Source organism: Shewanella sp. SM55 (genome assembly GCF_025654025.1).
GTDB lineage: Bacteria > Pseudomonadota > Gammaproteobacteria > Enterobacterales > Shewanellaceae > Shewanella > Shewanella oncorhynchi.
This window is the reverse complement of record NZ_JAKKRS010000014.1, coordinates 143538-159362: the sequence shown is the minus strand read 5'-3', so window position 1 is coordinate 159362 and position 15825 is coordinate 143538. Positions and strand designations below refer to the sequence as shown.

Here is a 15825-nt window from a genome sequence, read left to right as displayed (position 1 = left end):
AGATGGGTTTTGCTAAGCGAACTTAGACAGAATATAAACACTTAATGAAGTGTGGACTCAAACAAAGCAAATCAGCTTTCCGAATTATTATTAACGTGGTCCAGAGATGGACACGGTAATAAACAGAATTTGCTTGGTGACAATAGCCTTGTGGAACCACCTGATCCCATCCCGAACTCAGAAGTGAAACGCAAACGCGCCGATGGTAGTGTGGGGTCTCCCCATGTGAGAGTAGGTCATCGCCAAGCACCTAATTTAAATAATCTTAATTGATTAGTATAGAATTGCTGATATGGCTCAGTCGGTAGAGCGCATCCTTGGTAAGGATGAGGTCCCCAGTTCGATTCTGGGTATCAGCACCATTACAATCTAGTGTTTAACCCTAGAATAAAGAATTTGCTTGGTGACAATAGCCTTGTGGAACCACCTGATCCCATCCCGAACTCAGAAGTGAAACGCAAACGCGCCAATGGTAGTGTGGGGTCTCCCCATGTGAGAGTAGGTCATCGCCAAGCGCCTAATTATCTCATTGAGATGTAATCAAGCCAGCTGAATAAGCTGGCTTTTTTGCTTTTGTAATCTGAACATTATTTATACTAATAGCAATGCTGCCGACTGTAAGTATTGCTATTAGCTTTGTTGGCGAGTCTTTTCTTCCCCTCAATACACAAGCGTTACTTCCAGATTTTTCACTATTCATCGATAAAAAAAAGCAGCCAGAAGGCTGCTTTGAGGTGGTGCTTTTGCATTAGTTTCGCATTAGGTTGCTTAAGCTTCTTTAAGCCACTGGGCAGCACGTTTAGCGAAGTAAGTTAAAATACCGTCTGCGCCTGCACGTTTAAAGCAAAGTAGGGATTCCATGACGATGGCCTTTTCGGCTAACCATCCATTCTGGATTGCTGCCATATGCATGGCGTATTCACCACTGACTTGATAGGCGAATGTTGGCACTGCAAGTTCAGTTTTAACGCGATGCACTATATCTAAATACGGCATACCTGGCTTAACCATCACCATATCGGCTCCTTCTTGGATATCGAGTGCGACTTCATGCAAAGCTTCGTCACTGTTCGCTGGATCCATTTGATAGCTATGCTTATTGCCACCTTTGAGGTTACCCGCTGAGCCTACGGCATCACGGAATGGACCGTAGTAGTTTGAAGAGTATTTTGCCGAGTAAGCCATGATTTGGGTGTTGACGTGCCCTGCCGCTTCTAATGCTTGGCGAATCGCGCCAATACGGCCATCCATCATGTCCGATGGTGCAATGATGTCAGCTCCAGCATCGGCGTGTGACAGTGCTTGCTTCACTAAAATCTCGGTGGTGATATCGTTAAGGATATAACCCGTTTCGTCTATGATGCCGTCTTGACCGTGAGTGGTGAAAGGATCTAGTGCCACGTCAGTCATGATGCCTAGCTGTGGAAAGGCTTTTTTTAGCTCGCGCACTGCACGTTGCACTAGGGCATCTGCGTTATAGGCTTCTTCTGCCATTAATGTTTTTTTCTCTGCAGGTGTCACAGGGAAAAGTGCGATCAATGGGATACCTAACTCAACCAGTTCTTCAGCTTCTTTCAGTAGCAAGTCTATCGAGTAGCGTTCAACACCGGGCATAGAGGCTATTTTTTCACTGCGATTAGTGCCTTCTAGAATAAACATTGGGTAAATCAAGTCATTGACCGTTAGATGATTTTCGGCCATGAGGCGACGGCTAAAATCATGTTTACGCATGCGGCGCATTCTACGCTGAGGGAAGGCACTGGTAATGATATTCACATTTGACTCCTAATTAGGTACTGGTCTTGCTTGATCCGACAAATACAAGCTGACTTGATTACGTCCACCGTTTTTTGCTTGGTAGAGGGCTTTATCTGCTTGTTCTAGTAATTTAGTACTGTGTTGATCGTGGGTCACTATATCGGCACTGACTCCGATACTGATAGTCAAAGGTATCGCTTCACCTTCCCATTCAAAATGAATAGAGGCAACAGCGTCTCTTATTGTTTCAGCAACTTGGAGCGCACCTTCTGCAGTTGTATTAGGAAGGATGATAGCAAATTCCTCTCCCCCAAAACGTGACACTAGATCCGTTGGCCGTTTTAAATGCTGCTGTAATGTTTGAGCTATTGTACGTAATGCTTGATCGCCTGCAAGATGACCGAATCTGTCGTTGATCAGCTTGAAGCGATCAATATCAAGCATTAACAGTGCTATGGGTGTTTCTTGCCTGCGACTGATCCGGCTTTCAGCGATTAAACGTTTATCAAAGGCACTGCGGTTTTTGACCCCAGTTAAACTGTCGATAGTACTTTGTTCGGTGAGCTTTTGATTCACCTCATGCAATTCTCTGAGGGTGATTTCCAGTTCTAAAGTACGCTCTTGCACCATTTGTTCGAGTTTCTCATTGCTCTCGGCTTCCGCTTTTAGGGCTTCTTCCCGCGCACTACGAATTTTCTGTGCTTGCTTTAAGGCTTCTTGCTGGATACGTAGTTTAGCTTTGCGCTCATCGTTATAGCGGATGGCGAGCACCAGAGACATGAAGATAATTTCAAAAGTCAGCCCAAGCATCACAGGCGTTTGCGGTTTTAAATTTAAGTCGATCACGCTGAGATAAAGCAAGCTACTGATGCAGGCGCCTGTCAGCATACTCACCCAGCCAATAGTGTACATACGTGCCAGTTTATGGCCATTGATAGCCTGAGTAATGGCAAAGACCATCAGGACTAGGCTGAGCACTGCAACGGAAATGATCTCGATATAGAGCGCCGTTCCATATTGTATAAAAGGTGTGGCGAGTCCAACACAGAGGATATACACAGCACTATAGCGACAAGTGAGTAACATACGGCGGTTTAAATATTTGAGCTGTAATATTTTTTCAGTAAACATTAACGCAAATGCCATAACGATTGGCAGTAAAAACGGCACCATAACTTGCTGCAATAGCGGCCAGTCTGGCCAGAGGAATCGGAAGGCAAAACCGTTAATCGTGGCAACGAGTAAGGTCATGCTAAGGACATAGCCAGAGTAATAGCTGTAGCTGAATGAGCCCGATGCTATGGCGATAAAAAGGCTAAAAATGCCAATTGCGGCAAGTACACCAAGTTGGAATCCATGCTCAACGGCGGTAGATTCGGCAATTTGAGCTAAGTCATTAGAAGACCATAGGTTTAATGGTACTGCAGCACTACCTTCCGTTTGAATATGCAGATAGAAAGTATGGGAGTCATCTGTGTTGATCTTGAAAGGATATAGGAAAATATTACTCAAGAATGGTCGATCCTCATAGGGGAATATATCACCCATCAGCACAGTATTCATGAGTTTATTATTGACTAAATGGTAGATAGTTACCTTGTCTAACAAAGGGTTATCTAGCGCTAAAATGCGCGAAAGTGTTTCGTCAGGGCTGGTTAAGCTGAAACTGAGCCAAAAATCATGGCCGCTGAGTTTTTGAATGTCTTTATTGGTAAAGTTATGCCAATCAGTTTTTGGCAAAGCTTGTATTTCGGCCAGTTCTTTTGCTGGTGTAGGGTGGCTGACCATTAACCAAGGCGTAAGGTTTAAAGGCGTCGTGGTTGACTCGTCAATGCTCAATAAGGTTGCCAAGGCCTGTGTTGGGCATATCCATAGCCACAGCAAGAGTATGAGTGGCATGTTTTTGTTAAGCATGGACTCGATCCAAATTAAAAAACGCTAAGCTATTTTGGTAGCAACGTTTTGCAAACTCATCCGCATCTTCTCCGCGTAGGTTTGCAATATAATTTGCGATATAAGGAAGGTATTCGGGCTTGTTTTTGCTCGATTTAGGCTTGGGCCGCATACTACGGGGGAGTAGGTAAGGGCTATCTGTCTCGATTAAAATGCGATTCTGCGGAATAAAGGGAACGAGTTGCGCTAGTTCTTGGCCGCGTCTTTCATCGCAGACCCAACCTGTTATGCCTAAGTGTAAATCGAGGTCAATATAGGCTTCCATCTGTGCGTGAGTGCCTGTGAAACAATGTAAAAGCGCACCATTAAGCTGAGGTCGATATTCACGCAGGATAGCGATAAAGTCTTCGTGGGCATCGCGCTCGTGCATCAGTACGGGCATTTGAAGTTCAATCGCCAATTCTAGTTGCGCAATAAAAGCTTGGCGCTGGATAGGTCTCGGGGAGAAATCACGATTGTAGTCTAAACCACATTCGCCAACGGCAACCACTTGCGGTGCATGGCAGAGTTCAGCTTGTCGAGCGTTTGAGCTATCATGCCAACCACTGGCATGGTGGGGATGCACACCAGCAGTGCAGTAAAGTTGATTAGGATATTGCTCGCATACAGCAATGGCTGCCGCACTTTCAGTTAAATCGCTGCCAATAACAATTAACGGCGAAACCCCTTGGTCCGCCGCCGCTTGTATTATCGATACAGTATCTTGTTCGAGTGCGCTGCCAAGTAAATTGACAGCGATATCTATGTATGAGGGCATTATTTTAGGCGTTTTACCCGAACCTTGGCATTGCGATCATCGGTACCCATTAAAAAAGAACCTAAAGCGGCTTTTTCAATATAGACAGTTTCACCTTGCTTAACATTGTACTTACGGCCATCAGTTTGTTTCCATACCTGACCGTTAGTGAAAGTCACTTTAATGTCTCCGTAGGCATCTTCAGCTATAGATTGAATCTCTAAATAAATCTTATCGACAGTATTTTCTTGAACACGCTTGGCTTCCATCCCAAAGTCATCGGCAATTTTTGCCGCTGGTGCTTGGGAGGCGGTTGCCACTATCGCTGCTGCAGTCGTAGGGACTGCAACTGTTGCTACTGTAGTCGGTATCGTTTGAGTGCGAATGGTGTCAGCTTTTACGCTTTCTGCTAGCTTGTCATAGCAAATCAAGCGGTCGAGTTTATCGGCGGTTGTTGCACATTGGGTTAACTGTTGTTCAATGCTGGCATTTGCTTGGACAGATACAAGCATGATCGCTGCCGTGATAAGAGTTAAGCGCATGAGAATGTTCCTTATTATATTATTCCCCTAACGCCTTCGAGGACGTTAGTCGTTTGTTTGTTCAGTATCTTCGTCTGACTCGTCATCTGGTTTGCTGTAGAAACGAGCCGCTAATAAACCGCCTTCGAACAATAACAGCATTGGTACAGCAAGCATAGTCTGGGAAATCACATCTGGTGGGGTTAATAGCATGCCGACGACAAAGGCGCCCACTATGATATAAGGACGTTTTTGCTTGAGATCTTCAGGTGTAGTGACACCTGACCAGCAGAGTAAAACAACGGCAATGGGGATTTCAAAGGATAGACCGAAGGCAAAGAATAGCTTCAGAATGAAGTTAAGGTAACTGGTAATATCTGTCGCAACTTGAACTCCCTCTGGCGCATTGTTAGCAAAAAAACCAAAAACAACAGGGAATACAAGATAATAAGCAAATGCAATACCGAGATAAAACAATAAGGTACTGCTGAATAGCAGTGGCATCACTAAGCGTTTTTCATGTTTATATAAACCCGGTGCCACAAAGGACCAAATTTGAAATAACACGTAGGGCACTGCCACAAAAAATGATAAAACGAGGGTTAGTTTGAAAGGTGCAAAAAATGGTGCAGCGACATCCGTCGCAATCATGCTGCCACCAAGAGGCAAAGATTGCATTAAAGGTATTGCCATGTAGTGGTAGATATCATTTGCCCAGTACACACTACAAATGAACACTAATAACACACTAGCAATGGATTTTAGCAGCTTGGACCTAAGTTCAAGCAAATGGCTGATAAGTGGCTGCTGTTGCGACATGAATTATCCGTTGGCTTTCGGGTTAGAACTGGTATCCACGCCCTGAGATGGCTCACTTGAAGTAGCGGGAGAAGCCGATGTTTGACTCGCCTCTACAGTGGCTGTTGGATTAGTTTGGCTAGCTTGAACTGGATTCACTTGAGCAGGAGTGTGAATTTGATTCTCAGGCTCAGGGGTGTCTTTTGACGGATCCTGAACTTGATAAGGGCGGTTCACTGACTGTGCCGCTTGCTTTAGTTGCTCAATAGACTCTTTGAGTTCAGGTGAGAGGTTAGATAAACCTTTGCTCTCGGCTTTTTTAAGATCGGCATGCAACTGCTCGATCTTCAGCTCCTGCTCAAGTTCTTCTTTTACCGAGTTCGCCATGCGTTTCATCGCACGGATCCAACTCGTTACCGAACGCACCGCAACCGGTAGACGTTCGGGGCCAAGAACCACTAGCCCCAAAACACCGATCAGCAGCAGCTCCATAAAGCCGATACCGTCAAACATAAAGAGTTACGCCTGTTCTTTGTTAGACTCAGGTTTCTTTTCAGTCGCCTGTTGAGTTGTTTGCGCTGTTTTAGCCGCTTCGGTGTCTTCTAATGCCTTCTTGTCTTCTTCTGAAGACATGGCGTTTTTGAAGCCTTTAACCGCACCACCTAAATCACCACCCAAAGAGCGTAATTTCTTAGTTCCAAACAACAAGACAACGATTAACGCAACGATAAGCAGTTGCCAAATACTAATACCACCCATGAAGGTATCCTCTTAATTGATATCGGTTCTATTATGAACCTCTGATTAATTAGTGCTAGCTAAAATTTGCGATTCTTTGGCCTAGATCGCCATCCTACAAACCACAATATCATGCCTGAAATTAGACAAACATAAGGGGTCCATAGTGTAGCGTCTCTATTAATCAATAACGTGCCACAGATCAATAAAACGGCAGAAGTGATAAGCAAGTAGTTACTCTTGTGTGCCTGCTGCTGATATTTCAAATACTTATCTAGCATTTGTTGCTGAGAACTCAGCAATTTCCTGCCTAACTTAAGATTATCGTAAATTAGTTCAGGGAATTCAGGTAGTTTATCAGCCCAATATGGCAGTTTTGTGGATACCTTTTTAAACATAGCTTTAGGACCGACTTGGTCGGCCATCCACTGCTCTAAAAAGGGTTTGGCGGTTTGCCATAAATCCAACTGTGGATACAGCTGACGGCCTAAGCCTTCGATGTAGAGTAAGGTTTTTTCCAACAATACCAATTGCGGTTGCACTACGATATCGAAGTGGCGCGCAGTGCGGAATAATTCCAGTAACACATGACCAAAGGAAATTTCGTCGAGCGGCTTGTTGAACATAGGTTCACACACCACTTTGATGGCCTGTTCGAAAGCTTGTAGATCGGTTTTTTCCGATACCCAGCCAGACTCAATATAGAGCTGGGCAATTCTGTGATAATCGCGATTAAAGAAGGCGAGGAAATTTTCGGCGAGATAGCGCTTATCGACTTCGCTGAGTGTGCCCATGATGCCGCAGTCGAGCCCAATGTAGTATGGGTTCTCAGGATGATCGCGGGAAATAAAGATATTGCCCGGATGCATGTCGGCGTGGAAAAAGTTATCGCGGAATACTTGGGTAAAAAATAGTTCAACACCCCGCTCGGCCAATAACTTAAAGTTGGTACCTTGCGCTTTAAGGGCGGCAATATCCGAGACAGAAATACCGTAAATACGTTCCATCACCATCAGGCGTGGATAGCAAAACTCTTCATACACATAAGGCACATAGAGCGCATCTGAGTTGAGGAAGTTGTTGCGTAGCTTGACTGCGTTTAAGGCTTCGAGCTTAAGGTTTAACTCGCCTAAAATAGTGACTCGATAATCTTCGATCACTTCAGCAGGGCGCAGGCGGTTACCTTCACCGAGGAGGTATTCAATCAGTTTGGCAGTTTGCGACATCAACTGCAGATCGGCTTGAATCTTGGCTTCTACATTCGGGCGTAGCACCTTAAGTACGACGTCTTTGCCGTTAGATTTTAAGGTCGCGGTATGCACCTGAGAAATAGAGGCTGAGGCCAGTGGCGTTTCATTAAAGTCATCGAATAGCGATTCAATCGGCGCTTTTAGCTCAGCTTCAATCGCTTGGCGGGCAAGTGCACCATCAAAGGGCGGTACTTTGTCCTGTAGCATGGCCAATTCACTGGCCCATTCATCGCTGAGTAAATCGCGGCGGGTTGAGAGCATTTGCCCAAGCTTGATATAAACGGGGCCGAGTTCCTGCATCGCCAGTTTTAAGCGTTCGCCACCGGGCTTATTTTTATGCTTATTGCGGATCCAGAATAGGCTGTTACGGGCGAGCTTAAAGTACCAAGGTGTCATCTTTGGCGGCAATACGTCATCTAACCCGTACTGAAGTAAGGTCTTGATGACGTGGTAACCGCGGCGGATACTGGCAAAGGTCATGGCTTAATTTGGTCTCTTAATTGGGCAATCCGTTGTTCAATCGCGCGAGTGTCGGCAACTAAATCATCCATTTGATCGCGAAAGTGCATTAACTCAATTGGGTGCGGTGCGAGGCGATACTCTTCAACTGCGAGTTGCCCTAAGTGGGAGCGGGTTTTACGCAACACTTCGAGTGCAAAGTCTTTTGCCTGATGGCTAGAACAGATGAGTTTGTGAGTGGGACCATCACCTAAATAACGGGATATTGGCTCGGCAAAGTCAAATTCGATACCGCGTAGATATTGGCTAAAGCTTTGTAATAAATTGAGATCGCCCTCAAGCTTGAGTTTATCTTGCTTGATTAGTTCAGTCAGGTTTGCGCCTTCGGACACGCGATAAAGCGTCGTCGCATCGGCATGTAGACTGACATCGACATCGCCTTCATAGCGGCTCAGTACTTGGATCTCTTTGGCAAACACTAAATAGAATGGCCAGCTGAGCTGCGATAATTGGATACGAAACACTTTGCCATGCAACTGGCGCTGGCGCGAATAATCGTCGCCCGCTTGGGCCTGAAGTTTTTTCAGACCCGTTTCAATTGCGGCGCAGGCAAGCAGCACAACTTCTTGCGGCATCATTAGAATTTATAACCACGGTGCAATGCGACAATGCCGTCGGTCATGTTGGTGTAGTCGACTTGTTCAAAGCCTGCATCAACCATCATTTGTTTTAATGTGTCTTGATCTGGGTGCATGCGGATCGATTCAGCCAGATACTCGTAGCTGTCGGCATCTTTAGTGATGAGCTCACCCATCTTAGGTAAGACTTTGAAGCTATATAAATCATACACTTTACGCATGATTTCATGCTGAGGCTTAGAGAACTCTAGCACTAATAACTTGCCACCGGGCTTAAGCACGCGATTCATTGAACGCAGCGCCGCATCTTTATCGGTCACGTTACGCAGACCAAAGGCGATGGTAATGATGTCGAAGTGGTTATCGGGAAACGGCAGTGCTTCGGCGTTGGCTTGCACATAACTGACATTATTGACTATGCCCTTGTCGCGCAATTTAGTGCGCCCGACTTTTAACATGGAATCGTTAATGTCAGCTAAAACCACTTCACCTTTATCGCCCACTAAGTGAGAGAATTTTGCGGTTAAGTCACCTGTACCGCCAGCCAAATCGAGCACTTTCATGCCAGGGCGGGCGCCAGAGACTTCAATGGTGTAACGTTTCCAAAAACGGTGGATGCCGAAGGACATCACATCGTTCATTATGTCGTACTTAGCGGCAACAGAATGAAACACGCCGGCAACGAGTTCAGCCTTTTTATCGGCCTCTACGGTTTTGTAACCAAAGTGGGTACTTTTAGATTCGCCCTCAGACATCAATGTGTTCCTATTGTTTTGCAATGTATTAGTTGCGAGTGTAAGCCATCGCCTGCATTTGCTGAATCTTTGATCTATCACTCTGTGATCGAGCTAGTAAACTAACTGCAGTGCCTTAGCTTGAGGCACTCCTGAACAGTCGTAGGATTAAGTGCTTAGCGACCACGTAAAATGGACTGGCATTAGACCACAATATCAGGATTTGGTGAATAGCTTAGCGCCCAGTTGGGTGCAACTGGTGATATTCATTGTGCCAAAAATTGCATGCGAGCCTCCACATAAGCGTAGATAAGCTCGCTTATGCTTTGGCCAACATCCCTGAATCCGGCTTCAATCCCAGCTTCGTGGCAACTTGGCGCAGCCTCGGCTAAATGCAAATAAGCACATGTACAGTGGCGAGCGATATAACTGACATAATGCGCCGCATCGAGCAATGGCACACCAGCAACGGTTGAAGCGCTACTGGGCATTTTAGCGATAGCATCGACGTCAAGTTCTAATCCTACGGGTAAACCTGTGTCATTTAGTTTGGCGGCGATTTCAAGTAAAGCTTGGCTAAGGCTGATTTCACGGCGAACCCAAATTTGTTGCAAGCTATGCCAAGTGCCCCCAAATTCGCTGAGTTGGCTTAGGTTTGCTTCGCTGTTTTTTAACTCGTGTAAACCCAGTACATGGTAGCAACCTAAGGCGCCGCGATCGGCTGCATAGCTAAAACCATTGCCGCTGTGACGACCTTCGAGCAGGCGAAAATCCGAATGAGGATCGAGATTCACCGCCGCGACTTGGCGTTGGTAGTGGCCGTAGGTTGCCATCAACAAGCCATAGGCATTGTTGTGGCCGCCGCCGATGAGTATGGGTTCTAAACCCGCTTTTAAAATCGCACTGACGATACGGATCACACGCTCATCGAGTTGTTCCACTGCATCGCGTAATTCATCTAAGGTGACGTCACTGTTAGCTGTTGTATTGCTCGTAGTTTGTTGCTGCAGATCGGCGGTGTTCACTTGGCCTAACACTAGGCATTCGGCGCCAGAAAGAAAACGATTCGATTGTAAATTGAGCCATTGGCGCATACTGGTTGTGAACGCATCGGTTGCACCGCCGCGGCCTAAATTGGCACGTGGGCCTATATCTTCGCCAACGCCGATAATGGCAAAGCATGCACCGTGGGCTTTTGCAGTGGCAAGTATGGTCTCTAACGTGTGTTCGTGATTGGCCAGATGGACGCATTGGCCTAGCTTAGTTTCGCCCGTTCTTGTGCTGACGAGTGAGGCGATATCGGTATGGGTAAAAGGAATAAATTCAGGCATAGATTGATATTCTTATTCGGCCAGAGTCGAGCTATTGTGGCCAGAGTAGGGCGAGGATTCAATGGGGAAACGCTGAAAATAGTGAATAAAAAAGCCAGCTTAGCTGGCTTTCTTGACTGAACAGTGAGATTACTCAATGTCGAGTGGTTCAGGTGATAAAATCACACCTGTGTTATCAGCATAAATGTGATCGCCGGGTAAGAAAGTCACACCGCCAAAATTGACTGGAATTTCCACTTCGCCCACTGAATTGCTATCAGCACCCACTGGAATAGAGGCAAGGGCCTGAATTCCAATGTCTAACTCTTCCAATGCATCCACATCGCGCACAGAACCGTAAACGATAATGCCTTCCCAGTTGTTGCTGACCGCAAGTTCTGCGATAGCGCCATCGATCAGCGCACGGCGTAATGAGCCACCGCCATCAATGAGTAAGACTTTACCTTGGCCATCCTCTTGTAGGACTTCGGTAATTAGGCCGTTGTCTTCAAAGCATTTGATGGTGCTAATAGAACCGCCAAAAGAGCTACAACCACCGTAGTTACTGAACATGGGCTCGACTACATCTACGACATCTAAGTACATGTCACATAGTTCTGAGGTGTTGTATTCCATATTTACACTCCTATTGATCCGCGTTGCGTACAGTTTAGCGAGTTTACGCCAGTATAAAAGGGATTATTGAAAAGAAAAGTGTTATCAATCACGGTATTGTTGCCACTTGGCTGTTAACACATCTGTAGTAAATTTTCGTCACACTATAGAATTTATTCGGTAAAACTTGATATCGGTCATTAAATAACGGTTTTTTATTACAACTCTGTTGCGCGCTTTGGTATTATATCCCAAGTTTAAATTAACTTACTTAACTTAATTTGCTTTAGGGGCATGGACCCCCCGTTACGCTTATGGACGGTAGAGGGCCTTCGAGAGGTGCCTATGGAAGCTGTAAATACGATTGAAATTATTGGTTATTTTGCCTCTATAATGGTGGCGATCTCTCTAATGATGAAGAATATCATTTGGTTGCGATGGTTGAATTTTGTAGGATGCACTCTGTTTGTGGTTTATGGGGTGTTTATTTCTGCTTGGCCTGTGGCCGGCATGAATGCGTTTGTTGCTTGTATTAATATTTACCATTTGACAAAAATTTACCGTGCTAAGGCAAATACTCCCGCCGCAGCCTAAGTTTTATTGGATTGTGTTGCTCTTGAGATTAACGTTTAGAGCAACACAATATCCTGTCTCAGTCCTATCGCTATTCCTAAATAAATCCCTTAGCCCCAGCATAACGTCCCTAGAATCCTTCTAGATCAAAACCTCAGCCATGCTTCTTGTCATAAAACCTTCGAGCAGATGTCACTTAGCCGTCACAGGTCTTTCTTAGTCTCAAGCTATCTAATAGTGCTTTAGCTAATGTTATTTAGGTTTAACCAATAGCAAACAGTAAATTAGCCGTGAGCAGTCAATAACGAATTCAATCGTGAATAGAGCCTTGGTGAGTCGGTTGGTTTCAGACTAAGCACTCTAAGCGTCGTCGAGAGAATGTACAGATGAACATCGCAGTAAAACTCGCTGGTATGCCAGCAAGGAGCCTGTTTTATGTTGAGTTACGTTGCAGACTTAGATAAGCGAATGTTTTGCCATATCGTGAGCTTCACCCAGCACCATGGTTTATATGCCCATGCAAAGCGGGTATCAGCGAGTGGCGATGGGCATGTGTATTTATATTTGTCCGTGGGTTTGATGCTGACGCACGCTCAAGGACAGGCTCTATTTAATTTGATGTTAGCGAGTTTTTTGGTTGAGTTACCTCTGTATTTACTATTGAAAAATAGTATTCGTCGCACACGGCCATGCCATGCATTAGTGGGATTTGAGAGTGGTTTTGAACCATCGGATCGCTTCAGCTTACCGTCTGGTCATACAGCTGCGGCCTTTGTGATGGCAACTAGCGTGGCGCAAATCTATCCAGCGGCGGCTCCTGTGGCGTATTTATGGGCTTTTAGCATAGGGGGCTCACGTATTGCACTTGGCGTGCATTATCCCTTAGATATTCTGGCGGGAGCCTCATTAGGGATTGGGTCGGTATTGCTGGTTCATCCAGTGATTTAATTCAAATATGCGCCTGTTAATCATTTCATTAGTGGGAATTCTCCTTCACTCATCAGTTTAAGGATACGTAATGCGAATACTCTACGGAGTTCAAGGCACAGGGAATGGCCACTTAAGTCGTGCACGCGTCATGGCTAAAGCATTGATGAAACAAGATATTGAAGTTGACTTTCTATTTTCGGGGCGCAAGCCTGATCAGTTTTTCGATATGGAGTGCTTTGGTGATTATCGCGTTCAAGCGGGAATGACGTTTGCGACGCACTCCGGGCGCGTGAATGTGCCACAAACTGTCCGACAAAATTTGTCCTTGTCGTTATTTAAAGATATTAAAGCCTTAGATCTCAGTTGCTATGATTTAGTACTCAACGACTTTGAACCTGTGTCGGCTTGGGCTGCGCGGCGCCAAGGCGTGCCATCCATTGGTATTAGCCATCAGGCGGCGTTAACTCATCCGGTGCCAAAACTCGGTAGCACTTGGTTTAATGAGATGCTGCTCAATTATTTTGCACCAGTGGATGTGGCGCTGGGGTGTCATTGGCATCATTTTGGCTTCCCTATTTTGCCGCCTTTTGTCGAAGTGGATGCCAGCCCATTCGAACACACGCATCAGATTTTAGTTTATTTGCCTTTTGAAGATGCGGATATGATTGCTCATTTTCTGTCTCACTTTAGTGATTATCAGTTTTTGGTATATCACAGCCAACAACCTAAAGGCCAAGTTGCTGAGCACATTAAATGGCACGGTTTTAATCGTGAGGGGTTTAAGCAACATCTTGCCAGCTGCGGTGGTGTGATAGGCAATGCGGGCTTTGAGCTTGCCAGCGAAGCATTAACCTTAGGTAAAAAACTCTTAGTCAAACCACTGATTGGCCAGTTTGAGCAGTTATCGAATGTGGCGGCGTTACAACTTTTAGCGGCTGCAGATAGTATGATGAGTCTCGATGTGAACATAGTTAAGCGCTGGCTTAAAACGGCATCGCCTAATCCAATCGCATATCCAAAGGTGGGGGATACGCTGGTTAAATGGATTAACGGCGGCGACTGGCACAATAGTCAGCCGCTGTGCCAAGAGTTATGGAGCCAAGTCACGCTTCCCGATACTTGGCGTTAAACAGCATTGCTGTTCAGATGAAAAGCAACTTAGGCACTAGCTGGGTTAATGGCGTTAGCGTATAATTTCGTCAATTTTGCTGTTAGTCCCTTTCAGCACGTCTATTTTGGCCTAGCCTGGCCGTTAATTATGTTGTTATAAATGAGCCTGAAAAAGTTTACTCAGTACAAGTTACTGTTTTTAATGTTGTTATTACTTTGCATCCTACTTCCTTTTATTCCAGATCAGGCTTACCACATACCCGGCCCTGATATCGCTAAGCAAAATTTTCATGTGATTGAGTTTAATGATAAAGGTCAGCCCCACGACGAAAGGCAATGGCAAGGTTTAGAGACGCGAATTTTACATCCAGAGCCTGCACAGATCCCTGAATTATTGATTTTTGTTCATGGCTGGCATCATAGCGCCGAGCCTAAGGATGAAAACTTTATTGCCTTTGAGCAGTTTTATCAGCAAATGGCCGCGTCCGATACCCAGCGTAACTTGTTGGGTTTGTATGTTGGCTGGCGGGGCGATAAATATGATCCTTTTTGGATCGATGGCTCAGATGATGCAAAAAGTTGGATTGAACCCTTAGATTTTCCCACTATTTTACAGCGTAAACGGGTTGCTAAACGTATCGGGCAGTTAGGTCTATCACAGCTGCTGGATAAGCTTGATAGCTTAGTAACACAGCATAAACTGCTGCGGTACACTGTGATTGGCCATAGTCTTGGCGGTGCTGTTGTTTTGCATGCGAGTAAAGATCGCATCAAAGCCGCCATTGATAATCAGCAGGATAATCCTAATTTATTCTTACTGTTAAATCCTGCCGTACCTGCTAAAGAGTATCAGCCATTAGATACGTTGGTGAGCTTAGATAGACAAAAACCGAGTATGGTGGTGTTGCAATCGAAGGGGGATTTTGCAGTGAAAGAAGCCTTCAATTACATCAAGGACGGCGAGCGCGCTGTAGGGAACTCTTGGGCTATTACTCACGATATTGACAAATGCTCTGGTGGCAATTGCACTACGCCAATGAAGATGCCTTCGGCCTTGATGGCGCACGATCAAATCCCTGGCTGTATGATGACGCTGCCTCAATCAGGCTGGAAAATTCGTGCTCGCCTGCAGGCTCGTCGTACTGTGCAAACCTGCCCCGATGCCAATATGCAAGCCGTATGGGTACTGGCCGTGTCTGACGAAATCGTCTCTGGGCACAACGGCATTCTCACTCCAGAGCATGGTAAAGCCTTGTCTGAGGTGATGCGTATGATTGATTTATATCGAAATCAATTACCTAAACATGCGGTGGAAAGCCCTGCGAACCAAGATCTTGGCACCTTAGCGCCAGAGTCAGAAGCTGCAACATCTACCGAAGGTGAAACGCCTGTGCCACAAGAGCCAGTGATTATTGTCGAGCCTTTACCTGAAGAGCAGAGTTCACCGACACCTAAGGTTAATGCACCATTGCAGGAGCCAAACGTATCACAGGAACAAGATAAGCCTGCTGCGACTGAGGCGCCACCCGCGCCAATTAAAGCGCCTGAATCAAAGCCAAATGACGGCGCAGAACCTCAACCTAAGGTTGAGACTGAAGGCATAAAGTGATCGGTAGCTGTATGGAGTAAGCAATAGACGATATATCTAGTGTTGTATGTCATTGAAAATATTTAATAAGCTGGTGAATAAACTTTATGAGTC

16 protein-coding genes, 1 tRNA gene and 2 rRNA genes are annotated in these 15825 nt (G+C 45.5%); 7 read left to right on the top strand and 12 right to left on the bottom strand.

Annotated elements, in window-relative coordinates:
• Positions 1-132 precede the first annotated feature (132 nt).
• From rrf (L5L91_RS17085) to rrf (L5L91_RS17075), 3 genes are all read left to right on the top strand, one after another.
• Positions 133-248: ribosomal RNA gene (gene rrf, locus L5L91_RS17085) — 5S ribosomal RNA — on the top strand.
• Positions 249-286: 38 nt separating this feature from the next.
• A tRNA-Thr gene (locus L5L91_RS17080) sits at positions 287-362 on the top strand.
• A gap of 37 nt (positions 363-399) precedes the next feature.
• A 5S ribosomal RNA gene (gene rrf, locus L5L91_RS17075) occupies positions 400-515 on the top strand.
• A 253-nt stretch (positions 516-768) separates the two neighbouring features.
• On the opposite strand, the gene hemB is transcribed toward rrf (L5L91_RS17075), so the two are convergent.
• From hemB to rraA, 12 genes are all read right to left on the bottom strand, one after another.
• A complete protein-coding gene (hemB, locus tag L5L91_RS17070) occupies positions 769-1776 on the bottom strand; it encodes a porphobilinogen synthase (protein ID WP_105251204.1) in 1008 nt (335 codons plus the stop codon).
• Positions 1777-1785: 9 nt separating this feature from the next.
• Positions 1786-3672: a diguanylate cyclase gene (locus L5L91_RS17065; RefSeq protein WP_173247338.1), complete on the bottom strand. Its 1887-nt coding sequence runs from the start codon at positions 3670-3672 to the stop codon at positions 1786-1788.
• The gene (locus L5L91_RS17060; protein WP_263164263.1) at positions 3665-4468 is read right to left on the bottom strand and encodes a TatD family hydrolase; all 804 of its coding nucleotides are present in this window, start codon (positions 4466-4468) and stop codon (positions 3665-3667) included. Before L5L91_RS17060 ends, L5L91_RS17065 begins: the two co-directional genes overlap by 8 nt.
• On the bottom strand, positions 4468-4989 hold the full coding sequence (locus L5L91_RS17055; RefSeq protein WP_263164264.1) for a hypothetical protein: 522 nt from the start codon (positions 4987-4989) through the stop codon (positions 4468-4470). The genes L5L91_RS17060 and L5L91_RS17055 overlap by 1 nt, the downstream gene beginning before the upstream one ends.
• 45 nt (positions 4990-5034) lie before the next feature.
• The gene (gene tatC / locus L5L91_RS17050; protein ID WP_113940134.1) at positions 5035-5787 is read right to left on the bottom strand and encodes a twin-arginine translocase subunit TatC; all 753 of its coding nucleotides are present in this window, start codon (positions 5785-5787) and stop codon (positions 5035-5037) included.
• Positions 5788-5790: 3 nt separating this feature from the next.
• Positions 5791-6279: a Sec-independent protein translocase protein TatB gene (gene tatB, locus L5L91_RS17045; RefSeq protein WP_168825776.1), complete on the bottom strand. Its 489-nt coding sequence runs from the start codon at positions 6277-6279 to the stop codon at positions 5791-5793.
• Positions 6280-6285: 6 nt separating this feature from the next.
• Entirely contained in the window at positions 6286-6525 is a 240-nt protein-coding gene (gene tatA, locus L5L91_RS17040; RefSeq protein WP_006083329.1) for a Sec-independent protein translocase subunit TatA, read from the bottom strand.
• 59 nt (positions 6526-6584) lie between these two features.
• Positions 6585-8234 (bottom strand): ubiquinone biosynthesis regulatory protein kinase UbiB, encoded by a 1650-nt coding sequence (gene ubiB / locus L5L91_RS17035; RefSeq protein WP_131523492.1) that lies wholly within the window; start codon positions 8232-8234, stop codon positions 6585-6587.
• Positions 8231-8851 (bottom strand): SCP2 domain-containing protein, encoded by a 621-nt coding sequence (locus tag L5L91_RS17030; protein ID WP_168825772.1) that lies wholly within the window; start codon positions 8849-8851, stop codon positions 8231-8233. Before L5L91_RS17030 ends, ubiB begins: the two co-directional genes overlap by 4 nt.
• Entirely contained in the window at positions 8851-9606 is a 756-nt protein-coding gene (ubiE, locus tag L5L91_RS17025) for a bifunctional demethylmenaquinone methyltransferase/2-methoxy-6-polyprenyl-1,4-benzoquinol methylase UbiE (RefSeq protein WP_006083326.1), read from the bottom strand. Before ubiE ends, L5L91_RS17030 begins: the two co-directional genes overlap by 1 nt.
• A gap of 245 nt (positions 9607-9851) precedes the next feature.
• Positions 9852-10916 (bottom strand): formimidoylglutamase, encoded by a 1065-nt coding sequence (locus tag L5L91_RS17020; protein ID WP_263164268.1) that lies wholly within the window; start codon positions 10914-10916, stop codon positions 9852-9854.
• 129 nt (positions 10917-11045) lie between these two features.
• Entirely contained in the window at positions 11046-11531 is a 486-nt protein-coding gene (rraA, locus tag L5L91_RS17015) for a ribonuclease E activity regulator RraA (RefSeq protein WP_263164270.1), read from the bottom strand.
• Between the two features lie 324 nt (positions 11532-11855).
• Here rraA and L5L91_RS17010 point away from each other — a divergent pair, with 324 nt between their 5' ends.
• The 4 genes from L5L91_RS17010 (at position 11856) to L5L91_RS16995 (ending at position 15732) form a co-directional block, all read left to right on the top strand.
• Positions 11856-12104 (top strand): YgjV family protein, encoded by a 249-nt coding sequence (locus L5L91_RS17010; RefSeq protein WP_113940145.1) that lies wholly within the window; start codon positions 11856-11858, stop codon positions 12102-12104.
• A gap of 414 nt (positions 12105-12518) precedes the next feature.
• Entirely contained in the window at positions 12519-13031 is a 513-nt protein-coding gene (locus L5L91_RS17005) for a phosphatase PAP2 family protein (protein ID WP_105251216.1), read from the top strand.
• 70 nt (positions 13032-13101) lie between these two features.
• A complete protein-coding gene (locus L5L91_RS17000) occupies positions 13102-14142 on the top strand; it encodes an MJ1255/VC2487 family glycosyltransferase (RefSeq protein ID WP_105251217.1) in 1041 nt (346 codons plus the stop codon).
• 141 nt (positions 14143-14283) lie between these two features.
• The gene (locus L5L91_RS16995) at positions 14284-15732 is read left to right on the top strand and encodes a lipase family protein (RefSeq protein WP_263237234.1); all 1449 of its coding nucleotides are present in this window, start codon (positions 14284-14286) and stop codon (positions 15730-15732) included.
• Positions 15733-15825 lie beyond the last annotated feature (93 nt).